This is a genomic window from Saccharothrix sp. HUAS TT1, assembly GCF_040744945.1.
Classification (GTDB): Bacteria; Actinomycetota; Actinomycetes; order Mycobacteriales; family Pseudonocardiaceae; genus Actinosynnema.
Window position 1 is genome coordinate 5,448,723 of sequence record NZ_CP160453.1, and the last position, 25,294, is coordinate 5,474,016.

5 protein-coding genes are annotated in these 25,294 nt (G+C 75.7%); 3 read left to right on the forward strand and 2 right to left on the reverse strand.

Annotated features, from left to right (window positions below; genetic code table 11):
• The first annotated feature begins 7 nt into the window (after positions 1 to 7).
• Positions 8 to 1,570: an acyl-CoA carboxylase subunit beta gene (locus AB0F89_RS24635; protein ID WP_367138998.1), complete on the forward strand. Its 1,563-nt coding sequence runs from the start codon at positions 8 to 10 to the stop codon at positions 1,568 to 1,570.
• Between the two features lie 181 nt (positions 1,571 to 1,751).
• On the opposite strand, the gene AB0F89_RS24640 is transcribed toward AB0F89_RS24635, so the two are convergent.
• Entirely contained in the window at positions 1,752 to 3,200 is a 1,449-nt protein-coding gene (locus AB0F89_RS24640; protein ID WP_367127944.1) for an aspartate aminotransferase family protein, read from the reverse strand.
• Position 3,201: 1 nt separating this feature from the next.
• The gene (locus tag AB0F89_RS24645; protein ID WP_367127945.1) at positions 3,202 to 3,576 is read right to left on the reverse strand and encodes a nuclear transport factor 2 family protein; all 375 of its coding nucleotides are present in this window, start codon (positions 3,574 to 3,576) and stop codon (positions 3,202 to 3,204) included.
• Between the two features lie 192 nt (positions 3,577 to 3,768).
• On the opposite strand from AB0F89_RS24645, the gene AB0F89_RS24650 reads away from it, so the two are divergent.
• Together AB0F89_RS24650 and AB0F89_RS24655 are read left to right on the forward strand one after the other, a co-directional pair.
• Positions 3,769 to 16,320, forward strand: coding sequence for an SDR family NAD(P)-dependent oxidoreductase (locus AB0F89_RS24650; RefSeq protein WP_367127946.1), 12,552 nt, complete (start codon positions 3,769 to 3,771; stop codon positions 16,318 to 16,320).
• Between the two features lie 8 nt (positions 16,321 to 16,328).
• Positions 16,329 to 25,286 (forward strand): SDR family NAD(P)-dependent oxidoreductase, encoded by an 8,958-nt coding sequence (locus AB0F89_RS24655; RefSeq protein WP_367127947.1) that lies wholly within the window; start codon positions 16,329 to 16,331, stop codon positions 25,284 to 25,286.
• Positions 25,287 to 25,294 lie beyond the last annotated feature (8 nt).

The window sequence follows — 25,294 nt, forward strand, 5'->3', positions numbered from 1 at the left end:
TTCCGAGATGGACCTCCGGCCCGCCGCGCGCCCGACGTCGCCGCCGCCGCGCACCATGCGGGCGCTGCGCGACCGGCGTGACGAACTGGCCGGCCGCATCGGGTTGGGCGACCGGGTCGCGGTGGAGCGCCAGCACCGGCTGGGCAAGCGGACCGCCCGCGAGCGGCTGGAGCTGCTGCTGGACGAGGGCTCGTTCGTCGAGGTCGACATGTACCGGCGGGGCACCACCGGCGCGCACACCGACGGCGTGGTCGCGGGCTCCGGCACGGTGGACGGGCGCCGGGTGTTCGTCTACGCGCAGGACTTCACCATCTCCGGCGGATCGCTGGGCGCGGGCCACGCCGAGAAGATCCACAAGGTGCTGGACATGGCCGTGGCCACCGGGTCGCCCGTCGTCGCGTTGAACGACAGCGGTGGCGCGCGCATCCAGGAAGGGGTGATGGCGCTCAACGGTTACGGCGGCATCTTCCGCCGCCAGGTCGAAGCCTCCGGCATCATCCCGCAGATCAGCGTGGTGCTGGGCCCGTGCGCGGGTGGCGCGGCGTACTCGCCCGCGCTGGCCGACTTCACGTTCATGGTGCGCGAGACCGCGCAGCTGTACCTGACCGGGCCGGACGTGGTGAAGGCGGTCAGCGGCGAGCAGGTGACGCACGACCAGCTCGGCGGCGCCGACGTGCACGGCTCCCTGTCGGGCGTGGCGTCGTTCGTGCACGACGACGAGGAGAGCTGCCTGGCCGACGTGCGGCACCTGCTGTCGCTGCTGCCGTCGAACAACCTGGAGCCGCCACCGCCGTGCGAACCGCCGGAGGACGACGACGTGCGGCCGGAGCTGGCCTCGCTCGTGCCGGTGGAGACGAGCCGGCCCTACGACATCCGGGCCGTGATCGGCGAGGTCGTGGACGACGGCGACTTCCTGGAGGTCCACGAGGGCTGGGCGGCCAACGTGGTGTGCGCGCTGGCCCGGGTCGGCGGCGAGGTCGTCGGCGTGGTCGGCAACCAGCCGCTGGTGCTGGCGGGCGTGCTGGACACCGCGGCGTCGCAGAAGGCGGCCCGGTTCGTGCGGTTCTGCGACGCGTTCAACATCCCGCTGGTGACGCTGGTGGACGTGCCGGGCTTCCTGCCGGGCACGGACCAGGAGTACGGCGGCGCGATCCGGCACGGCGCCAAGCTGCTGTACGCCTACTGCGAGGCTTCGGTGCCCCGGGTGCAGGTGATCCTGCGCAAGGCGTACGGCGGGGCGTACATCGTGATGGACTCCAGGTCGATCGGCTGCGACCTGTCGCTGGCGTGGCCGACCAACGAGATCGCGGTGATGGGCGCGGAGGCGGCGGTGAACGTCATCCACCGCAAGGAGCTGGCCGCCGCCGCGGACCCGGACGAGCTGCGGCAGGTGCTCGTCACCCGGTACACCGACGAGCTGGCGCACCCGTACTACGCGGCCGAGCGCGGTCTGGTGGACGACGTGATCGACCCGGCGCAGACGCGCGCGGCGGTCCGGCGCGGGTTGGCGATGCTGCGCGACAAGCGCCGCCGCACCCCGGCGAGGAAGCACGGCAACGTGCCGTTGTGATCGGCTGAGCGGGAGATCGAGGCCGCCGGGACACCCGTCCCGGCGGCCTCGACCGCGTGCCGGGTGATCGGGGAGGCTCCGGAGTCCGAGCAGGGCGACCAGCGGCTCAACGCTGAACGGCCCACCGACCGGGGGGAGCGGTCGGTGGGCCGTCGGGGAGAGCCGACCCCCTGGGGGTGGGTCAGCCGGGTAGCAGGGCGAACGGGTCGTCGCGCAGGGCGGTGCAGACCGCGCGCAGGCCGTCGGCCAGTTGCCCGATCTCCTCGTCGGTGATGAACACCGACGGTTCGAACCGCAGGGTGTGCGAGGCGCTGGCGGTCGGGAAGACGCGCACGCGGTGGGCGTTGAGCAGGTAGCCGGCCAGCACGTAGCCCAGCAGGCCCTGGCCCGCCAGCTCGCCGACCGGTCCCGCCGCGCCGCTCTGGTCGTGGAACTCCAGGCCCAGCATCAGGCCGCGACCGCGCACGTCGGCGACCACCGCCGGGAACTCGTCCCGCACCGCGCGCAACGCCGACTCCAGCGCCGCGCCGCGCGTGGCCGCGCGCTGGTAGACGTCGGTCGACTCGACCAGCTCGACCACCCGCGACCCGATGTGGCAGGAGAACGCGTCCTTGGCGAACGTCGAGCTGTGCAGCAGCTCGAAGTCCGACACGTACGCCGACTGCCGCATCAGCGTCACCGCCGACTTGGCGACGCCGCCGCCCAGCGCCTTGGCCAGCAGCACGTAGTCGCCGAGCAGCCCGACGTGCGACGAGGCGAAGAACGCCCCGGTCCGCCCGACGCCGGTCTGGATCTCGTCCACCACGACCGGGAAGCCGCCCGCGTCGGCCGCGGCGCGGATGTCGGCCGCGACCTCCGCGTCCAGCACGTGGATGCCGCCCTCGCCCTGGATCGGCTCGACGAAGAACGCGGCGATCACCGGCAGGTCCCGCTCGACCAGCCCGCCGTCCTGGACGTCGAGCAGCGTGACGCGGCACGCCTCGACCTCCTTGGCGACCTCGCCGCCGGACACGAAGCGCGCCTGCACGGCCAGCGTGCGGAACGGCAGCCGGTAGCCCGCGTTGTGGGTGAGCTGGACGCTGCCCGCCAGCTTGCCGTGGAAGGACCCCTCCAGCGTCAGGAACACCGGGGGCGCGTCGTACCGGCCCTCGTTGTGCTCGCGCACCCGTTCGGCCAGCTCGGCGGGCGCGTCGGCCAGGTGCGCCTCGATCTCCTCGCGCAGCGCCGCCACCCGCGCGCCGCGGGCCATCTCGGCGTGCTTGAGAGCGACCTCGACGGCCTCCGCGCCGGTGCTGGCGAAGATCGCCGAGTAGGGCTCGTCGGTGCCGAACTCCCGCCACAGCACGCGGTTGAGCGCCAGGGCCAGGTCGTTGGCGTAGGGGTGGTAGGAGAACTGGGCGTGCACCGGGACCTGCCGGTCCAGCAGCTCCCGGGCGCACTTCACGATCTCCGGGTGGTTGTGGCCCAGCACCAGCGAGCCGTAGCCGCCGACGAAGTCCACCACCGGCACCTCGTCACCGGACGGGTGGCGCCACCACAGCGTGTCCGCTTCGCCGCGCACGTACTCGGCGTCCAGTCCCAACTGGGACAACAGGCCGCCCAGGTGCGCCTCGGCCAGTCGCGGCTCCATGTCAGTTGTCGCCGAACGGGTTGTCGATGGCGTAGCGCCACTTGCCGTCCGGGCCCTTGCGCAGCACGTCCAGACCCGTGCCGGAGAGCGGTTCCTCGCCCTCGACGTCGAACGACCAGTCGACGACCAGCAGCGCCGTGTCCCCGGTCACGTAGGACTCCTTGAGCTCGGCGCGCATCGCCGGGCGCTTGGCCATGAACTCCTTCACGGCCTGCTCGTGCTCGACGCCGCTGATGGGCTTTTCCGGGTCCCACACCGACACCGCGTCCTCGGTGTAGAGCGACAGGACGGCATCGGCGTCGCCCGCGTTCATCAGCTGGACGTACAGCGCGGTCATCTTCGTGGCGTCGTCGGGCAGCGTGACGTTCGTGGTCATGGACCAGTCCTTTTCTGGGTCGGCTGGTTCTGGGTTTGGCCGGAATGACGGATCCGACGTTAACCAGGGCTCGGTCACGCGTCGGTAATTCGCCGACCGGAGAACGCCCGCCTACCGCTTCATGACTGCCCGGGCGGAATTCCTCGGTAGAACCGGAGATCGGAAACCATCACGCTCGCGAAGGGCTTGTCGATGACGAACCTGGACGACACGGTCGCGGTGGTCGGTGTGTCCTGCCGGCTGCCCGGCGCGACCGACCCGGCCGCGTTCTGGCGGCTGCTGCGCGATGGCCGGGACGCGGTGACCGAGGTGCCCGCGGACCGGTGGGAGGCGTTGTCGCCGGAGACCAGGGCGGTGCGGGGCGCGCGGTACGGCGCGTTCCTGGACGCGGTGGGCGACTTCGACGCCGGGTTCTTCGGCATCTCCCCCCGGGAGGCCGCCGCCACCGACCCGCAGCAGCGGCTGGTGCTGGAGCTGGCCTGGGAGGCGCTGGAGGACGCCGGGATCGTGCCCGCGTCGCTGGCGGGCACGGCGGCCTCGGTGTTCGTGGGCTCGTTGCGCGACGACTACGCCGGGCTGGTGCTCGGGCGCGGCGCGATCACCCAGCACACCAACACCGGCACGCACCGCGGCATCATCGCCAACCGGGTGTCGTACGCGCTGGACCTGCGCGGGCCGAGCGTCGTGGTGGACACCGCGCAGTCGTCGTCGCTGGTCGCCGTGCACCTCGCGGCGGAGAGCGTGCGCAGCGGCGAGTCGCCGCTGGCGCTGGCGGCGGGCGTGAACCTGAACATCCTCGGCGAGGGCGCGCTGGGCGCGGACAAGTTCGGCGGCCTGTCCCCGGACGGCCGGTGCTTCACCTTCGACGCCAGGGCCAACGGGTACGTGCGCGGCGAGGGCGCGGCCGTGCTGGTGCTGAAGCCGCTGCGCGCCGCCCTGGCCGACGGCGACGACGTGTACGCGGTGATCCGGGGGAGCGCGGTCAACAACGACGGCGCGACGCCGGGCCTGACCGTGCCGCGGCCCGCGGCGCAGGCGGCGGTCGTGCGGGCGGCGCAGCGGCGGGCCGGGGTGGACCCCTCGGCGGTGCAGTACGTGGAGCTGCACGGCACCGGCACGCCGGTCGGCGACCCGATCGAGGCCGCCGGGCTGGGCGAGGCGTTCGCGGGCCGGGCCGAGCCGCTGCCCGTGGGGTCGGTGAAGACGAACGTCGGGCACCTGGAGGGCGCGGCGGGCGTCGTCGGCCTGCTGAAGTCGGTGCTGGCCATCCGGCACCGCGAGCTGCCCGCGAGCCTGAACTTCGACACGCCCAACCCCGAGGTGGGGCTGACCGAGCACAACCTGACCGTCCACACCGGGCACACCGACTGGCCGCACCCCGACCGGCCGCTGGTGGCCGGCGTGAGCTCCTTCGGCATGGGGGGCACGAACTGCCACGTGGTCGTCGCCGAACCGCCCGCCCGGCAGGCCGCACCCGACGTCACCGAGGCGTCCTCGCCCGCGGTCGTCCCCATTTCCGGGCGCACGCCCGAGGCGCTGCGGGCGCACGCCGCGCTCCTCCGGGGAACCGAGGGCGAGCCGCGCGACCTCGGCTGGTCCCTCGCCACCACGCGCACGTCGTTCGAGCACCGGGCAGTGGTCATCGCGTCCGACCGCGACTCCCTCGACGCGGGCCTGGACGCCATCGCGTCGGGTGTGCCCGCGTCCCACGTCGTCAGCGGCGCCGTCACGGACGGCTCGCTCGGCGTCGTCTTCACCGGCCAGGGCGCGCAGCGCGCCGGCATGGGCGGTCTGCTGCACCGCGCGTTCCCGGTGTTCGCGGAGGCGTTCGACGAGGTCTGCGCGCACCTCGACCCCGGGCTGCGCGACGTCATCACCTCGGGCGAGGGCCTGGACGACACGGCCTGGACCCAGCCCGCCCTCTTCGCGGTCGAGGTGGCCGCCTACCGGCTGGCCGAGTCGTGGGGCCTCGCGCCGCGGGTCGTGCTGGGCCACTCCATCGGCGAGATCGCGGCCGCCCACGTCGCCGGCGTCCTGTCCCTGCCCGACGCCTGCGCCCTGGTGAGCGCGCGCGGCAGGTTGATGGGCGCGCTGCCCGCCGGCGGCGCGATGCTCGCGGTGGAGGCGGCCGAGGAGGAGCTGGACCTGCCGGACGGCGTGGCGCTCGCCGCGGTCAACGGTCCGCGGTCGGTCGTGGTGTCCGGGCACGAGGACGCCGTCACCGCCTACGCGGAGACCCTGACCGGCCACCGCACCAAGCGGCTGACCGTCAGCCACGCGTTCCACTCGCCGCTGATGGACCCGATGCTGGACGAGTTCCGCGAGGTCGTGCGCGGCCTCGCGTTCCACGAGCCGGTCATCCCGGTGGTGTCGACCGTGCGCCCCGACGCCGACCTCACCGACCCCGAGCACTGGGTCCGCCAGGTCCGCGAACCCGTCCGGTTCCTCCAGGCCGTGCGGGCGCTGGAGGTCGCCACGCTGGTCGAGGCCGGACCGGACGGCGTGTGCTCCGCGATGGCGGCCGACGCCGGTGTGCGCGCGTTCCCGATGATGCGCAAGGGCCAGGACGAGGTGACCACCGTGCTGACCGCGCTCGCCGCCGCCCACGCGCGCGGCGTGGCCGTCGACTGGTCCGCCCTGCGCGTCGGGCGGCGGGTCAAGCTGCCCACCTACCCGTTCCAGCGGGAACGGCACTGGCTGGACGAGCGCGCCCAGTCGGTCGGCGTCCGTCCGGTCGGCGCCCGGCCCGCGCCGGCGGCGGGTCGGCTCGCGGCCGCCGAGCCGGTCGAGAGGTCGGCGGACGTCTCCCGGCTGGTGGTCCACCACGTCGCCGCGGTGCTCGGGACGGAGCCGGGCAAGGTCGACGCGCGCCGGCCGTTCCGCGACCTCGGGTTCGACTCGCTGATGGGCGTCGAGCTGCGGGAGAACCTGGCCGCCGCGACCGGCCGCGACCTGCCCACCGGTCTGCTGTTCGAGCACCCCACCCCGCGAGCCGTCATCGCCTACCTCCAGCAGGACGACATCGCCGACGAGACCCCCGAGCCCGGCGAGCAGAGCCACGAGCCGATCGCGATCGTGGGCATGGCGTGCCGCTTCCCGGGCGGCGTCGAGTCGCCGCGGGACCTGTGGCGGCTGGTCGCCGAGGGCCGCGACGCGATCGGCCCGTTCCCGACCGACCGCGGCTGGGCGGGCGACCTCTACCACCCGGACCCGGACCGCTCCGGCACCAGCTACGTGCGGGAGGGCGGCTTCCTGGCCGGGGCGGGCGAGTTCGACCCGGCGTTCTTCGGCATCTCGCCGCGCGAGGCGCTGGCCATGGACCCGCAGCAGCGGCTGCTGCTGCAGACCGCGTGGGAAGCCGTGGAGCGGGCGGGCATCGACCCGGAGTCGTTGCGCGGCAGCCGGACCGGCGTGTTCGTCGGCGGCACGGCGGCCGACTACGGCCCGCGCATGCACGAGGCGTCCGACCAGGCCGAGGGCCACGTGCTGACCGGCGCGACGCCGAGCGTGATGTCCGGCCGCATCGCCTACCAGCTCGGCCTGGTCGGGCCCGCGCTCACCGTGGACACGGCGTGCTCGTCGTCCCTGGTGGCCCTGCACCTCGCCGTGCGGTCGCTGCGCAGCGGTGAGTCCAGCGCCGCGATCGCGGGCGGCGTCACGGTCATGGCGACGCCCGGCATGTTCCTGGAGTTCTCCCGCCAGCACGGCCTGGCCGCCGACGCGCGCTGCAAGTCGTTCGCCGCCGACGCGGACGGCACGGCGTGGGCCGAGGGCGTCGGCGTGGTCGTGCTGGAGCGCCTGTCCGACGCCCGCCGCAACGGCCACCGCGTGCTGGCCGTCATCCGGGGCAGCGCGATCAACTCCGACGGCGCGTCCAACGGCCTCACCGCGCCCAACGGCCGGTCGCAGCAGCGGGTCATCCGCCAGGCGCTGGCCGACGCGGGGCTGGCGCCGCAGGACGTCGACCTGGTGGAGGCGCACGGCACCGGCACGTCGTTGGGCGACCCGATCGAGGCGGAGGCGATCCTCGCCACCTACGGCCGCGACCGCGATGAGCCGCTGTGGTTGGGCTCGTTGAAGTCCAACATCGGGCACGCGCAGGCGGCGGCCGGCGTGGGTGGCGTGATCAAGCTGGTGGAGGCGATGCGGCACGGCGTCATGCCGCGCACGCTGCACCTCACCGAACCCACCCCGAAGGTCGACTGGGCCGCGGGCGGGGTCGAGCTGCTGGCCGAGGCCCGCGAGTGGTCCGCCGACCGCCCCCGCCGGGCGGGCATCTCGTCGTTCGGCATCAGCGGCACCAATGCGCACCTCGTGCTGGAGCAGGGCGACGTCCACGAGCCGACGCCCGCCGAGTCGACGCCCGCTGAGCCGACGCCAACCGCGCCCGCCGTGCCCGTGCCGTGGGTGTTCAGCGGTCGGGACGAGGAAGCCGCCCTCGCCAACGCGGACCGCGTCCGAGGCCGCGCCGACGTCGCCGAAGTGGCCCGCGCGCTGGCCGAACGCACCCGGTTCGACCACCGGGCCGTGCTCGTCGGCGTCACGCCCGAGGACTTCGCCACCGCCGCGCCCCTCACCGGCCGCGCCGTCCCCGACGGCCGCACGGCGGTGCTGTTCACCGGTCAGGGCGCGCAGCGCGCGGGCATGGGACGCGAGCTGTACGAGGCGTTCCCGGTGTTCGCCCGCGCCCTGGACGAGGTCGCCGACGCCTTCGCGCCGCACCTGGACGCGCCGCTGAAGGACCTGATGTTCGGCGACCACCCGGAGCTGCACGAGACCCGCTGCACCCAGCCCGCCCTGTTCGCCTTCGAGACCGCGCTGCACCGGCTGGCCGAGCACCACGGCCTCGTCCCCGACCTGGTGGCCGGGCACTCGATCGGCGAGCTGGTCGCCGCCCACGTCGCGGGCGTGCTCGCGCTGGACGACGCGGCGAAGCTGGTCGCCGCGCGCGGCCGGCTCATGCAGTCGGCGCGGCGCGGCGGCGTGATGATCTCCGTGCAGGCGACCGAGGCCGACCTCGGGGAACTGCCCGTGGGCGTGGCGCTCGCGGCCGTCAACAGCCCGACCTCGCTGGTGCTCGCGGGCGACGAGGACGCCGTCACGTCGTTCGCGAGCAGGTTCCCGCGCGCCCGGAAGCTCCAGGTCAGCCACGCGTTCCACTCCTCGCACATGGACGACGTGCTGGAGGAGTTCCGCGCGGTCGCCGCGACGGTCACCCACCACGACGCGCGCATCCCGGTGATCTCCACCGTCACCGGCGCCCCGCTCGTCCCGGACGCCGACCACTGGGCGCGCCAGATCCGCGGCACGGTCCGCTTCCTGGACGCCGTGCGCGGCTTGGAGCAGCACGGCGCGACGGTGTTCGTGGAGGTCGGCCCGGACGCGGTCCTCGCACCGCTCGCGCAGGCCGCGGGCGTCACGGCGGTGTCGCTGGGCCGGGCGAACCGGCCGGAACCGGTGACGGCGGTGTGGGGCATGGCCCACGCGCACGCCCACGGCGCGCCGCTGGACGTGGCGTCGTTCGCCCCGGACGCGGACCGGGCCGACGACGTGCCGACCTACCCGTTCCGCCGCGACCACTACTGGCTCACGTCCCGGCCGCGCACCGCGGGCCTGGTCACCGGCGCGGTCGAGCTGGCCGAGCGGGACGAGGTCGTGCTCACCGGCGAGGTGTCGCTGACCGCCCAGCCGTGGCTGGCGGGTCACGTCGTCAACGGCTCGGTCCTGGTGCCCGGCACGGCGTTCCTGGAGCTGGCGCTGGCGGCGGGGGAGCGGGTCGGCCTGCCGCGGGTCGAGGACCTGACGCTGGAGGCGCCGCTGGTCGTCCCGGCGACGGGGTCCGTGCCGGTGCAGGTCACCGTGCGGGAGGGCCGGTTCACCGTGCACTCGCGCCAGGACACCTGGCAGCGGCACGCGTCCGGCTCGCTCACCGGGAGCGAGCTGCGGGCCGAGCCGTTCGCCTGGCCACCGGACGCCACCGAGGAGCCGGTCGAGGACGCCTACGACCGGCTGGCCGACCTCGGCTACGAGTACGGCGACCCGTTCCGGGGCCTGCGCGCCCTGTGGCGGGCCGGCGACACGATCTACGCCGAGGTCGCGATCACCGCGCCCACCAAGGACTTCGCGGTCCACCCGGCGCTGCTGGACGCCGTGCTGCACCCGCTGGTGCTCGACCCCGCCGGACCCGGCCGGATCAGGCTGCCGTTCGCGTGGAGCGGGGTGGAGCTGACCGCGGCGGGCGCGACCGGGCTGCGGGTCCGCATCACGCCGGCGGGCGGCGACACGTTCGCGGTCGACGTGGCCGACTCGGCGGGCGTGCCGGTCGGGCGGATCGACGGCATCACGCTGCGCTCCGTCGCCAAGGACGGCCTCACGGCCGCTTCCACGTTCACCGTGGCCTGGACCGGAGTCCGGGGCGAGGAGCCGGTGGGCGACCTGGTGGTCGTGCCGCCCGCCGGGACCGACGACCCGCGGGTGGCCGTGCGCCGCGCCCTGGAGCTGGTGAAGGACTGGTTGGCCGAGGAGCACGACCCCGACGACCGGCTGGTGTTCCACACCCGCCGCGCGGTCGCGGCGCGTCCCGGCGAGCCGGTGGACGACCTGGCCAACGCCGCCGTGTGGGGCCTGGCCCGGGTCGTGCAGTCCGAGCACCCGGACCGCGTGGTCGTGGTGGACGCCGAGGACGCCGACGCGGTGCCCGCCGCGGTGGCGACCGGCGAGCCGCAGGTGGCCGTGCGCGACGGCGGTTTCCTCGTGCCCCGGCTGACCCGCACCGACCTGGGCGAGCCCGCGCGGCTGCACGGCACCGTGCTCGTCACCGGCGGCACCGGTGGCCTGGGCGCGCTGGTCGCCCGGCACCTGCACGAGCACCACGGCGTCCGGGACCTGCTGCTGGTCAGCCGCCGCGGCCTGGACGCCCCCGGCGCGCGGGAGCTGGCCGAGGAGCTGGGCGCCCGCGTCGCCGCCGTGGACGTGGCCGACCGCGAGGCGCTGGCCGGGCTGCTGGCCGGCGAGCGGATCACCGCCGTGGTGCACGCCGCCGGTGTCCTGGACGACGCCACCACGACCGCGCTGACCGACGAGCAGGTGGACCGGGTCCTCGCGCCCAAGGCGCTGGCCGCGCGCCACCTGCACGAGCTGGTGGGCGACGTCGAGGCGTTCGTGCTGTTCTCCTCGATCTCCGGCGTGCTCGGCACGGCGGGCCAGGGCAACTACGCCGCCGCCAACGCCTACCTGGACGCCCTCGCCGCCCACCGCCGCGCGCGGGGCCTCCCGGCGGTGTCGCTGGCGTGGGGCCTGTGGGGCGCGGGCATGGGCGAGACCCTGGGCGAGGCCGACCTCGCCCGCTGGGCGCGGGCCGGCATCGCGCCGCTGGACCCGGCGCGCGGGCTGGCCCTGCTGGACCGGGCGCTCGCGGGTGACGCGGCCCTGCTCGTCCCGGCCGCGCTGGAACCGTCCCGGGTGGACGGCGACGTGGCGCCCGCGCCGCTGCGCGGCCTGGTGAAGCGGCGCGTCGCCAGGACGGCGGCCACGACGCTGACCGAGCACAACGCGCTGGACCTGGTGCGCTCGCTGGCCGCCGCCGCGCTCGGCCACGCCGACGGCGCCTCGGTGGACCCGGAGAAGGCGTTCCGGGACCAGGGCTTCGACTCGCTGGCGGGCGTGGACCTGCGCAACCGGCTCATCGCGGCCACCGGGCGCAAGCTGCCCACCACGCTGGTCTTCGACCACCCGACGCCCACCGCGCTGGCCGCGTACCTGGTGGCGGGCAACCGCCGGGCCGAGGCGAAGGCCCCGGCGCGCGCCGACGAGCCGATCGCCATCGTCGGCATGGCGTGCCGGTTCCCGGGCGGTGTGCGGTCGCCGGAGGACCTGTGGCGGCTGGTCGCCGAGGGCCGGGACGCGATCTCGGAGTTCCCGGCCAACCGCGGCTGGGACGTCGACGCGCTGTACGACCCGGACCCGGACAAGCTCGGCACGACCTACACCCGGCACGGCGGGTTCCTGCACGACGCGGACCTGTTCGACGCGGGCTTCTTCGGCATGGCGCCGCGCGAGGCCCTGGCCACCGACCCGCAGCAACGCCTGCTGCTGGAGACGGCGTGGGAGGCGTTCGAGGACGCCGGCATCGACCCCGCGAGCCTGCGCGGCAGCCGGTCCGGGGTGTTCACCGGCGTCATGTACGACGACTACGCCTCACGCCTGCCCCAGACCCCCGACGAGGTCGAGGGCTTCCTGCTGGCGGGCAACACCTCCAGCGTGATCTCCGGCCGGCTCGCCTACACCTACGGCCTGGAGGGCCCGGCGATCACCGTCGACACGGCCTGCTCGTCGTCGCTGGTCGCCCTGCACCTGGCGGCCCAGGCGCTGCGCAACGGCGAGTGCGACCTGGCGCTGGCCGGCGGCGTCACGGTGATGGCGGGCCCGAGCACGTTCGTCGAGTTCTCCCGGCAGCGCGGGCTGTCCCCGGACGGCCGCTGCAAGTCGTTCTCGGCCGACGCGAACGGCACCGGCTGGTCGGAGGGCGTCGGCCTGCTGGTGGTCGAACGGCTCTCCGACGCCCGCGAGCGCGGCCACCGGGTGCTGGCCGTGGTGCGCGGCTCGGCGGTCAACTCCGACGGCGCCTCCAACGGCCTGACCGCGCCCAACGGGCCGTCCCAGGAGCGGGTGATCCAGGCGGCGCTGGCCTCGGCCCGGCTGTCCACCTCGGACGTCGACCTGGTCGAGGCGCACGGCACCGGCACGACCCTCGGCGACCCGATCGAGGCGCAGGCGCTGCTGGCCACCTACGGCCAGGACCGCGCCGAACCGCTGCGGCTGGGTTCGCTGAAGTCCAACATCGGCCACGCCCAAGCGGCGGCCGGCGTCGGCGGCATCATCAAGGTGGTGCAGGCGATGCGGCACGGCGTCATGCCGCGCACGTTGCACGTCGGCGAGCCGTCGCCGCACGTCGACTGGTCGTCCGGCGCGGTGGAGCTGCTGACCGAGGCCCGCGAGTGGCCGGCCGACCGCCCGCGTCGCGCGGCGGTGTCCTCGTTCGGGATCAGCGGCACCAACGCCCACGTGGTCCTGGAGCAGGGCCCCGAGCCCGCGCGGACCGAACGGGTGACGCCGGAAGTCGTGCCGTGGGTGCTGTCCGCCCGGGACGACGACGCCCTGCGCGCCCAGGCCGCCGCCCTGCACGCCCACCTCGCCGAGCACCCCGACCTGGACCCGGCCGACGTCGGCCTCACCCTGTCCCGCCGGGCGCTGCTCGACCGCCGGACCGTGGTGCTCGGCCCCGACGCCCTCCTCGGCGACCTGACCGCCGGCGACGGCGCCGGGCGCGGCAAGACCGCGTTCCTGTTCACCGGTCAGGGCAGCCAGCGGGTCGGCATGGGCCGTGAGCTGTACGACTCGTCACCGGTGTTCCGGCAGGCGCTGGACGACGTCTGCGCCCACCTCGACCCGGTGCTGGACCGCCCGCTGCGCGCGGTGCTGTTCGCCGAGCCGGACTCGGCGGACTCCGCGCTGCTCGACCAGACCGCGTTCACGCAGGCCGCGCTGTTCGCCATCGAGGTCGCGCTGCACCGGGTCGCCGAGCACCACGGCGTGCGCCCGGACTTCCTGTTCGGCCACTCGGTCGGCGAGGTGGTCGCCGCGCACGTCGCCGGCGTCCTCGACCTGCCCGACGCCTGCGCGCTGGTCGCGGCCCGCGGCCGGGCCATGCAGGCGGCGCGGGACGACGGCGCGATGGCCGCGATCGAGGCCACCGAGGACGAGGTGCGGGCCGCGCTGCCCGCCGGCGTCGCGGTGGCCGCGGTGAACGCGCCGCGCTCGACCGTGGTCTCCGGCGACGAGGCCGCCGTGGCGCGGGTGGTCGAGCAGTGGTCCGCGAAGGGCCGCCGCACCCGCGCGCTGCCGGTCAGCCACGCGTTCCACTCGCCGCACATGGACGAGGTGCTGGCCGCCTTCCGCGCCGACCTGGCCGACGTGGTGTTCCGCGAGCCGGTGATCACCGTGGTCTCGGACGTCACCGGAGAGGTCGCGACGGTCGAGCAGCTGCGCTCGCCGGAGTACTGGGTGCGGCACATCCGCGAGGCCGTGCGCTTCCTGGACGGCGTGCGCACGCTGGAACGGCTCGGCGTCACGGAGTTCGTGGAGCTGGGCCCGGACGGAGTGCTGACCGCGCTGACCCGCCAGTGCCTGGAGGGGGAGCCGGGCTCGGCGACGCCGCTGCTGCGCAAGGGCCGCCCCGAGCCGGAGCACGTGCTGTCCGCGCTGGGCGTCCTGCACACCCGCGGCATCCCGGTGAAGTGGGACTTCGGCGACGCCCGCCCGGTCCCGCTGCCGACCTACCGGTTCCAGGGCCGCCGGTTCTGGCTCGACGCGCCGCGCACCACGCGGTCCGCGGGCGCGCTCGGGCTGTCCGACCCGCGTCACCCGCTGCTCGGCGCGGCGGTCGAGCTGAGCGGTGGCGACACCGTGGTGCTCACCGGTCGGGTGTCGGCGGGCGCCGACCGCTGGCTGGCCGACCACCGGGTGCGGGACGACGTGCTGCTGCCCGGCGCCGCGCTCGCCGAACTGGCCCTGGCCGCCGGCGCCTACGCGGGCCACCCGCACCTGGCCGAGCTGACCCTGTCCGCGCCGCTGGTGCTGGGCAGCGCGCAGCTCCAGGTGGCGGTCGGCCCGCCGGAATCCGGCCGCCGACCGGTCACGATCCACTCGCGACCGGACGACGACGCGCCGTGGGAGCTGCACGCCTCCGGCTCGCTGACCGACGAGGAACCCGCGCCGGAGGCGTTCGGGTGGTCGGACGACGCGGAGGCCGTCGACCTCGACGGCGTCTACGACCGGCTGGCCGAGCACGGCTACCGGTACGGGCCGGCGTTCCAGGGCCTGACGGCGTTGCGCCGGGACGGCGACGACCTGTTCGCCGAGCTGGCGCCGCAGGCGGGCGACGGGTTCCTGGTGCACCCGGCGGTGCTCGACGCCGCCCTGCACGCGCTGCTGCCGGGCGTGGTGGACGACGACGCGCCCGCCGTGCTGCCGTTCGCGTGGAGCGGGGTGACCGTGCACTCGACCGCGCCCGCGGCTCGGGCGCGGCTGACCCGGCGCGGCTCGGCGGTGTCGCTGGTGCTGGCCGACGCGGCGGGCAGGCCGGTGCTGACCGTGGACGAACTGACCCTGCGACCCCTGGGCGGGCGCGTCCTGCGGGACGGGCTGCACGCCCTGACCTGGCGGCCGGTGACCGTGCCCGCCGACCTGCCGCCGCACGCCTTCACCGTGCACCGGGTCCCGGAGCTGGACGCGCGGGCGGCGGTCCACCACACGCTCGACGTGCTGCGGCGCGCGGACGGCCCGCTCGCGGTCGTCGTGCGCGACGGGCTGGGGCACGCGGCCGTGCGCGGCCTGGTCCGCAGCGCGCAGGCCGAGCAGCCGGGGCGGTTCGCCCTGGTCACCGCAGGTGGTGGCGAAGCCCTGCTGGACGCCGCGCTGCGGCTGGGCGAGCCCGAGGTGGCCCTTCGCGGCGACGACGTCCTGGTGCCCCGCCTGGCCCGCACCCCCGCGGCCGACCGCCCGGTGGACTGGGGCGCCGGGCCGGTGCTGATCACCGGCGCGACCGGCGCGCTGGGCGCGATCCTGGCGCGGCACCTCGTCACGACCCACGGCGTGCGCGAGCTGGTGCTGCTGAGCAGGCGCGGTCCGGACGCGCCGGGCGCGGCGGAGCTGGTCGCCGGGCTGGACGCGGAGGTGCGCGTCGTGGCGTGCGACGCCGCCGACCGGGACGCGCTGGCCGCCGTGCTGGCCGAGCACCGGCCGACCGCCGTCGTGCACACGGCGGGCGTGGTGGACGACGGCACGCTCACCGGCCTGACCGCCGAGCAGGTGGACCGGGTGCTGCGGCCCAAGGTCGACGCGGCCTGGAACCTGCACGAGCTGGCCGGGGACGTGTCGGCGTTCGTGCTCTACTCCTCGGTCGCCGGCCTGCTCGGCACCGCGGGCCAGGCCAACTACGCGGCGGGCAACAGCTACCTGGACGCGCTGGCCGAGCACCGGCACGCGCTGGGGCTGCCCGCGACGTCGTTGGCGTGGGGCCTGTGGGAGACCGAGAGCGAGCTGTCCGGCGGCCTGTCCGAGGTGGACCTGCGGCGGCTGGCCCGGTCCGGCCTCAAGCCGCTGGCCGCAACCGAGGCGATGGAGCTGTTCGACGCCGCCCTGGCCCACGGCGCGCCCGTGCTCGCGGTGACCAAGCTCGACCAGGCGGCGCTGAAGGGCCGGGACGACCTGCCCGCCGTGCTGCGGGACGTGGTGCGCGTCCGCCGGGCGCCGGCGGTGGCGGCGACGGCGCCCGACCCGACCGACCTGCCCACCGTGGTCCGGCTCCAGGTCGCCGCCGTGCTCGGCCACGACGACCCGGACGCCATCGACCCCCGGCGGGCGTTCACCGAACTGGGCTTCGACTCGCTGACCGCCGTCGAGCTGCGCAACCGGCTGGGCGCGGCCACCGGGCTGACCCTGCCGACGACGGTGGTGTTCGACCACCCGAGCCCGGGGGCGCTGACCGAGCACCTGCGGTCGCTGACGACCGTCGTGGAGGAATCGCTGGTGGACCGCCTGGAGTCGGCGGTCCGCGCGGGCGAGCTGGACGACACCGCGCTGGCCCGGCTGCGCGCCCTGCTCGGCGCGGGCGCCGCGCTGGACCCCGACCTCGACTCCGCTGACGACGACGCGTTGTTCGCGCTGGTCGACGAGCTGGACTAGGAGACGACGTGGCTGACGAGAACAAGCTCCGCGACTACCTCAAGCGGGCCATCGCCGACGCGCGGGACGCCCGGCGGCGACTGCAGGAGGTCGAGGACCGCGAGCACGAGCCGATCGCGATCGTCGGCATGGCCTGCCGCTACCCCGGCGGCGCCGACACGCCCGACGAGTTGTGGCGGCTGGTCGAGGAGGGCCGTGACGCCGTGACGCCGTTCCCGGCCAACCGCGGCTGGCCCGCCGACCTGCACGACCCCGACCCGGACCGGGTCGGCCGGTCCACCACCCGCCGCGGCGGGTTCCTGCACGACGCCGACCGGTTCGACGCCGGGTTCTTCGGCCTGTCGCCGCGCGAAGCCCTCGCGGTCGACCCCCAGCAGCGGCTGCTGCTGGAGACCACGTGGGAGACGGTGGAGAGCGCCGGCATCGACCCGGAGTCGTTGCGGGGCAGCCGGACCGGCGTGTTCGTCGGCGTCATGTACAACGACTACGGCTCGCGCCCGAACCTGCCGCCCGACGGCGTCGAGGGCTACCTGTTCAGCGGCAGCGCGGGCAGCATCGCGTCCGGTCGGCTGGCCTACACGTTCGGGCTGGAGGGCCCGACGCTGACCGTGGACACCGCGTGCTCGTCGTCCCTGGTGGCCGTGCACCTGGCGGCGAACGCGCTGCGCCGCGGCGAGTGCTCGCTGGCGGTGGCGGGCGGCGCGACGGTGATGTCCACGCCGACCGCGTTCGTCGAGTTCTCCCGGTTGCGCGGGCTGGCGGCGGACGGCCGCTGCAAGTCGTTCTCCGACCACGCCGACGGCACCGGCTGGGCCGAGGGCGTCGGCGTGCTGCTGCTGGAGAAGCTGTCCGACGCGCGCCGCAACGGGCACCCGGTGCTGGCGGTCGTCCGCGGCAGCGCGGTGAACTCCGACGGCGCGTCCAACGGCCTGACCGCGCCCAACGGACCCGCGCAGGAGCGCGTGATCCGCGCCGCCCTGTCGGCCGCCGGCCTGTCACCGTCCGACGTGGACCTGGTGGAGGCGCACGGCACGGGCACGACGTTGGGCGACCCGATCGAGGCGCGGGCCGTGCTGGCGACGTACGGGCGCGACCGCGACGAACCGGTGTGGCTGGGTTCGCTGAAGTCCAACATCGGCCACGCCCAGGCGGCGGCCGGGGTCGGCGGGATCATCAAGGTCGCCCAGGCGATGCGGCACGGCGTGATGCCCCGGACCCTGCACGCCGAGGAGCCGTCCAGCCACGTCGACTGGACCTCGGGCCGGGTCGGGCTGCTGACCGAGGCCCGCGACTGGCCGCGCGGGGAACGACCGCGCCGGGCCGGGGTGTCGTCGTTCGGGTTCGGCGGCACCAACGCGCACGTGGTGATCGAGGAGGCCGAGCCCGAGCCGGTGGCGACCCCGGACCGCGACGCCGGGGTCCCGGTGCCGTTCGTGCTGTCCGGGCGCAGCCCGGAGGCGGTGGCCGAGCAGGCCCGACGGCTCGCCGAGGCCGGTGTCGCCGGCCGGGACGCCGCCTTCACGCTGACCACCCGGACCCCGATGCCCTTCCGGGCGGCGGCGACGAGCCTGGACGACGTGCCGGCCGCCGTGGTCCCGCCGCGCGGCAAGGTGGCGTTCGCGTTCACCGGGCAGGGCGCGCAGCGGGTCGGCATGGGGTTGGAGCTGGCGAAGGCGTTCCCGGTGTTCGCGCGGGCGTTCGACGAGGTGTGCGAGCACCTGCCGGTGCGCGAGGTGATCGAGTCCGGCGCCGACCTCGACCTCACCGGCAACGCGCAGCCCGCGCTGTTCGCGGTCGAGGTGGCGCTGTTCCGGCTGCTGGAGTCGTGGGGCGTGCGGCCGGACTTCCTGGTCGGCCACTCGATCGGTGAACTCGCCGCCGCGCACGTGTCCGGTGTGCTGTCGCTGGCCGACGCGGCGAAGCTGGTCGCCGCGCGCGGCCGGTTGATGCAGGCGCTGCCGCCCGGTGGCGCGATGGTCGCGGTCCGGGTCGCGGAGGACGAGCTGGACCTGCCCGAGGGCGTGGCGGTCGCCGCGGTCAACGGGCCGCGCTCGGTCGTGCTGTCGGGCGCGGAGGACGCCGTGCTCAAGGCCGCCGAAGGGCTGCGCGGCAAGCGGCTCGCGGTCAGCCACGCGTTCCACTCGCCGCTGATGGACCCGATGCTGGACGACTTCCGCGAGGTCGCCCGCGGCCTGACCTACCACCCGCCGCGCATCCCGGTGGTGTCCACGGTCGGCGAGGACGCCGAGTGGACCGACCCCGAGTACTGGGTGCGGCAGGTGCGCTCCACCGTCCGGTTCCACGACGCGCTGACGACGCTGCGCAACCGCGACATGCGCACCCTCGTGGAGCTGGGGCCGGACGCGGTGCTCTCCGGTCTCACCGCCGCCGCTCACGACGACGTCAAGGCGGTTCCGCTGCTGCGCGCCGGCCAACCCGAAGCGCTCACCGTCGCCGCCGCGCTGGCCGACCTGCACGTGGCCGGGGTCGACCCGGACTGGGCGGCGGTGTTCCCCGACGCCCGCAAGGTGCCGCTGCCGACGTACGCGTTCCAGCGCAAGCGGTTCTGGCTCGACGCCTCGACCGGCGGGGACGTGTCGGCGGCCGGGCTCACGTCGTCCGGGCACCCGCTGCTCGGCGCCTCGGTCGACCTGCCGGACGGCTCGACCGTGCTCACCGGCAAGCTCTCCCTGGCCACGCACCCGTGGCTGGGCGAGCACCGGGTGCACGGCACGGCCGTGCTGCCCGGCACGGCGCTGGTGGAGCTGGTGGGCGACGTCGCCGACCTGACCGTGACCACGCCGCTGGTCATCCCGGACGAGGGCGCGGTGACCGTCCAGGTCGTCCGCGCCGGCGCCGCCGTGGAGATCCACTCCCGCCGGGGCGACGAGCCGTGGACCCGGCACGCCACCGGCACGCCCGACCCGGCGGACGCGGCGGTCGACCACCTGTCCGAGTGGCCGCCCGCCGGTGTCGAGCTGCCGGTCTCCTACGACGGGCTGGACCGGCACGGCTACGGGTACGGGCTGGCGTTCCGGAACCTGCGCCGGGTCTGGCAGGCGGACGGCGCGGTCTTCGCCGAGGTCGCGGGCGACCTGCCGACCACCGGTTTCGCGGTGCACCCGGCGTTGCTCGACGCGGCCCTGCACCCGCTGCTGCCGGGCCTGGTCGAGGACGGCCCGGCCAGGTTGCCGTTCTCGTGGTCCGACGTCCGGTTCCACGGCACGGCGGGCACGTCGCTGCGCGTGCGGATCACCCCGACCGGCCCCGACGCGGTGGCGCTGCTGGTCGCGGACAGCACGGGCGCGCCGGTGGTGTCCGCCGACCTCGCCCTGCGCCCGCTGACCGGTCCGGTGGTCGGTGCGGAACTGCTGTTCACCCCGCAGGAGCGGACGGCGACGGCCCGGGTCGACCAGGTCTTCACCGTCGAGACGCCGCGGGGTGACGTGCCCGAGCAGGTCCGCCACGTCACCCACCGGGTGCTCGACCGGCTCCGCGAGTGGGCGGCCGGGTCGGACGGCGTGCTGGGCATCGCCGTCGGTGACGACCTGGCTCATGCGGCCGTCGCGGGCTTGGTTCGCAGCGCGGCGGCCGAACACCCGGGCCGGTTCGTGCTGCTGCGCGACGGCCGGGCCGTCGAACCCGTGCTCACCCCGGCCCCGCGCCCTGGCAACGAGGATCGGGCCGGCGAAGCCGATGCCTCGGCCCCGCGCCCCGGCCACGGCGGTCCGGTCTGGGACTCGGTCCTCATCACGGGCGCGAGCGGCGCGCTGGGCGGGGCCATTGCCCGGCACCTGGTCACCCGGCACGGCGCCCGCAAGCTCGTGCTGCTCAGCCGCAGCGGGAAGGCGCCGGAGGTCGAAGGCGCGGAGGTGGTCGCGGTGGCTTGCGACGCGGCCGACCGGAACGCGCTGGCCGCCGTGCTCGCCGAGCACCCCGTGACGGCCGTCGTGCACGCGGCGGGCCTGGTCGAGGACGGCACGCTCGACTCCCTGACCTCGGAGCAGGTCGACCGCGTGCTGCGGCCCAAGGTGGACGCCGCGTGGAACCTGCACGAGCTGGCCGGCGACGTCGGGGCGTTCGTCCTCTACTCCTCCATCGCCGGCGTGCTCGGCACCGCCGGCCAGGCCAACTACGCGGCGGGCAACACGTTCCTCGACGCGCTGGCCCGGCACCGGCACGCCCTCGGCCTGCCCGCGACGTCCCTGGCCTGGGGCCTGTGGGAGTCCGACAGCGCGATGTCCGGCGGTCTGTCCGAAGTGGACCGCAAGCGGATCGGGCGGCTCGGGCTCGAACCGATCGCGGTGGACGCGGCGCTGGCGGCGTTCGACGCGGCCCTGGCCACCGGCGAACCGGTGCTCGCGGTGACCGCGCTGAACCGGGCGGCGTTGCGCGACGACCCGCACCCGGCGCTGCGCGAGCTGGCGCCCAAGCGCCGGGCCACCCGCAAACCCAGGTCCGCGCCGACCGACGTCCGGGCGCTCACCGACCTGGTGCGCACCCACGTCGCGGCCGTCCTCGGGCACGGCGACCCGGACGCCATCGACCCCCGGCGGGCGTTCAGCGAGATGGGCTTCGACTCGCTGACCGCCGTCGAGCTGCGCAACCGGCTCGCCGAGGCCATCGGTCGCCGGCTGCCCACCACCCTGGTGTTCGACCACCCGACGACCGCCGCGCTGGCCGAGCACCTGGCGGGCGAGGTCAAGCCGGTCGAGGAGGCGGTGGTGGCGGCCGACGAGCCGATCGCGATCGTCGGCATGGCCTGCCGCTACCCCGGCGGCGTCGGCACGCCCGAAGACCTGTGGGAACTGGTCGCCCAGGGCCGTGACGCCATCGGCGGGTTCCCGGTCAACCGGGGCTGGGACCTCGACCGGCTGCACCACCCGGACCCGGAGCACCCCGGCACGACCTACACCCGGCACGGCGGGTTCCTGCACCAGGCCGACCTGTTCGACCCGGAGTTCTTCGGCATGTCGCCGCGCGAGGCGCTGGCGACCGACCCGCAACAACGCCTGCTGCTGGAGACCGCCTGGGAGGCGTTCGAGCGCGGCGGCATCGACCCGGCCTCGGCGCGCGGCAGCCGGACCGGGGTGTTCACCGGCCTGATGTACCACGACTACGGCACCGGCGGCGCGCTGCCGCCCGAGCTGGAGGGCTACCTGGTCGGCGGCACGTCCGGCAGCGTCGCCTCCGGGCGGGTGGCCTACGCCCTCGGCCTGGAGGGCCCGGCGATCACGGTCGACACCGCCTGCTCGTCGTCCCTGGTGGCGCTGCACCTGGCGGTCGGCGCGCTGCGGCGCGGCGAGTGCGACCTGGCGCTGGCGGGCGGCGCGACGGTGATGGCCACGCCGACCGCGTTCGTGGAGTTCTCGCGGCAGCGGGGGCTGTCCCCGGACGGCCGCTGCAAGCCGTTCGCGGCGGCGGCCGACGGCACCGGCTGGTCGGAGGGCGTCGGCGTGCTGCTGGTGGAACGCCTGTCCGACGCGCGGCGCAACGGGCACCCGGTGCTGGCCGTCGTCCGGGGCACGGCGATCAACTCCGACGGCGCGTCCAACGGCCTGACCGCGCCGAACGGCCCGGCGCAGCAGCGCGTCATCCGCGCCGCGCTCGCGGCGGCGGGCCTGCGGCCGTCCGACGTGGACGTGGTGGAGGCGCACGGCACCGGCACGACGTTGGGCGACCCGATCGAGGCCGAGGCGCTGCTCGCGGTCTACGGCGGCGAGCGCGACCGGCCGCTGGCGCTGGGGTCGCTGAAGTCCAACATCGGCCACACCCAGGCCGCTGCGGGCGTCGGCGGGATCATCAAGGTGGTCGAGGCGATGCGGCACGGCGTGCTGCCGCGCACCCTGCACGTGGACGAGCCGACACCGCACGTCGACTGGTCGGCCGGGTCGGTGGAGCTGCTGACCGAGGCGCGGGAGTGGTCGGCCGACCGCCCGCGCCGGGCGGCGGTGTCGTCGTTCGGCATCAGCGGCACCAACGCGCACGTCGTGCTGGAGCAGGCGCCGGAGGCGGCCGAGGTCGAGGGCGCGGAAGGCCCGGTGCCCGTGGTGGTGTCGGCCCGGACCGCGCAGGCGTTGTCCGACCAGCTCGAACGGCTGGCGCGCGCCGACGTCCCGGTCGCCGACCTCGCGCACACCCTCGGCGCCGGCCGCGCCCTGCTGGAGCACCGCGCGGTGATCGCCGCCGGGAGCGCGGCCGACCTGCGGGACGCGGTGGTGCTGCCGAAGGCCCGGGACGGCCGGACGGCGTTCGTCTTCACCGGGCAGGGCGCGCAGCGGGTCGGCATGGGGTTGGAGCTGGCGAAGGCGTTCCCGGTGTTCGCGCGGGCGTTCGACGAGGTGTGCGAGCACCTGCCGGTGCGCGCGGCGATCGAGTCCGGCGAGGGCCTGAACGACACCGGCACCGCCCAGCCCGCGCTGTTCGCGGTCGAGGTGGCGTTGTTCCGGCTGCTCCAGGAGTGGGGCGTGCGACCGGACTTCGTCGCGGGTCACTCCATCGGCGAGATCGCCGCCGCGCACGTGTCCGGCGTGCTGTCCCTGGCCGACGCGGCCAAGCTGGTCGCCGCGCGCGGCCGGTTGATGCAGGCGCTGCCGCCCGGCGGCGCCATGGTCGCCGTGCAGGCGGCGGAGGACGAGCTGGACCTGCCCGAGGGCGTGGCCGTCGCCGCCGTCAACGGGCCGCGCTCGGTCGTGCTGTCCGGCGCGGAGAACGCGGTCCTGGCCTGCGTGCAGGGCTTCAAGCACACCAGGCTCACGGTCAGCCACGCGTTCCACTCGCCGCTGATGGACCCGATGCTGGACGACTTCCGCGCGGTCGCGCGGGAGCTGACCTACCACGAGCCCGCCATCCCGGCCGTCTCCACGGTCACCGGCGACGAGGCCGACTGGACCGACCCCGAGTACTGGGTGCGGCACGTCCGCGAGCCGGTGCGGTTCCACGCCGGCGCGCGGGCACTGCTCGACCGGGGCGTGACGACGTTCGTGGAACTGGGTCCGGACGCGGTCCTGACCGGCCTGCTCGCCGCCGTCCTGCCCGAGGGCGGCGCGGCGCTGCCCGTGCTGCGGCGCGACCGGTCCGAGCGGCACACCGCGGTGGAGCTGTTCGCCCACCTGCACGCCAGGGGGGTGGCGGTCGACTGGTCGGCCTTCCCCGGCCGCCGGGCCGTGCTGCCCACCTACCCCTTCCAGCGCGAGCGCTACTGGCTCACGGCCAGGGCGCGCACCACGAGCGGGCACCCCGTGCTGGAGGCCCCGGTGGAGATCGCGGACCGCGACGAGGTGCTGTTCACCGGTGTCCTCGTGGAGCCGCTGGACGGCCCCGGCTTGGCCGACCTGGTGTGGCACGCGGGCCGTCAGGTCGGGTTCCCGGTGGTGGACCTCGACGTCGCCGCGCTGCCCGGTGCGGGGCGGATCCAGCTGAAGGTGGGGGAGCGGGACGGCGACACCCGGCCGGTGACCCTGCACGCGTGGCAGGACGGGTGGGTCGAGCAGGCCAGGGGCGCCCTCACCGCCGGCGAGGTGGTGGAAGCGCGGGTGGACCTGGCCCTGCTGTCCCGCGACGACCTGGAGCCCGCCGTGTGGCGGGGCCTGCGGGCCACCGCGCCCGGCGTCGCCGCGCGCTTCGACGGCTCGGTGTTCCGCGACGAGCGCGGCGCCGAGGTCGCGCGGGTCGAGTCGGTGGAGTTCCGCGCCCTGAACGGGATCGCGCTGTACGAGGTGGACTGGACGCCGGTCGACCTGCCGGCCGTCGACGGCCCCGAGCCGGACGTGATCCGGGTCGAGGCGGGACCCGATCCCGTCACCACCGCGCACGAAGCGACCCGCCGGGTGCTGGCGGAGCTGCGCGCGCGGGCCGCGGGCACCGGCCGGGTGGTGGTGCTGACCCCGGACCCGGTCGACCCCGGTGTGGCGGCGGTGTGGGGGCTCGTCCGGGCCGCGCAGGTCGAGGCGCCGGACCGGATCGTGCTGGTCGGCGGCACACCCGACGACCTCGCGGCGGTCGTCGCCTCCGGTGAGCCGCAGGTCGTGTTCCGGGACGGCCGGGCGCTGGCGCCCCGGCTGGCGAGGGTCGCCGCACCGGCCCTCCCAGTGCCGGACGACGCGGTCGTGCACCGACCCGCGCCGCCCGCGCCCGTCGTGCTCGCCGCCCTCACCGACGACGTGCTCGCCGACGTCCTGCGCGAGACCGCCGACCGGGCCTGGGACCTGCACCGGGACACGCCCGGACACCTGGTCCTCGCGTCCACCGTGGACGGTCTCGGCGCGACCGGGTACGCCCACTACGCGGCGGGCGTGGCGTTCATGGAGGCGCTGGCGCGCCTGCGTGCCGCCGACGGCCTGCCCGGCACCGCCGTGACGTTCGCGGAGGCGCCGGTCGTCGCCGACCGGCCCGCCGTGGTCGCCGCGCCGCTGTCGGAACTGCCCCGCACAGCACTGCTGCGCGACCTGGTCCGCGCGTCCGCGCCGCGCGCGTCGCTGGCCGAACGGCTGGCCGGCGCCGTCGACGGCGAGCGCGGCCGGATCGTGGAGGAGACCGTCCGCACGCAGGTCGCCGCCGTCCTCGGGCACGGCGACCCGCGCCGGGTGGACCTGGACAAGCCGTTCACCGACCTGGGCTTCGACTCGCTGACCGCCGTCGACCTGCGCAACCGGCTCTCGGCGGAGACCGGCGTCGCGCTGGAGGCGACGCTGGTGTTCGACCACCCGACGCCCGCCGCGCTCGGCGACGTGCTGCTGGACCGGCTCGCGCCCGACGACACCGCACCGCTGCTGGCCGAGCTGGACCGGCTGGAGGTGTCGCTGGCCGGGGTCGACGACGACCAGCGGGAACGGGTGGCCCTGCGGTTGCGCACCATCCTGTCCCGCTGGACCGAGCCGGAGCCCGCGGAGGTCCGCAAGGACTTCGACTCCACCGCCGAGCTGTTCGACTTCATCGACAACCAGCTCGGCCGCGCTGCCCGCTGACCAAGCCA

Bases quoted from the DNA above. Each gene is read 5' to 3' on its own strand.
- AB0F89_RS24635 (WP_367138998.1), top strand. From the start codon at position 8: ATGGACCTCCGGCCCGCCGCGCGCCCGACGTCGCCGCCGCCGCGCACC.
- AB0F89_RS24640 (WP_367127944.1), bottom strand. From the start codon at position 3,200: ATGGAGCCGCGACTGGCCGAGGCGCACCTGGGCGGCCTGTTGTCCCAG.
- AB0F89_RS24645 (WP_367127945.1), bottom strand. From the start codon at position 3,576: ATGACCACGAACGTCACGCTGCCCGACGACGCCACGAAGATGACCGCG.
- AB0F89_RS24650 (WP_367127946.1), top strand. From the start codon at position 3,769: ATGACGAACCTGGACGACACGGTCGCGGTGGTCGGTGTGTCCTGCCGG.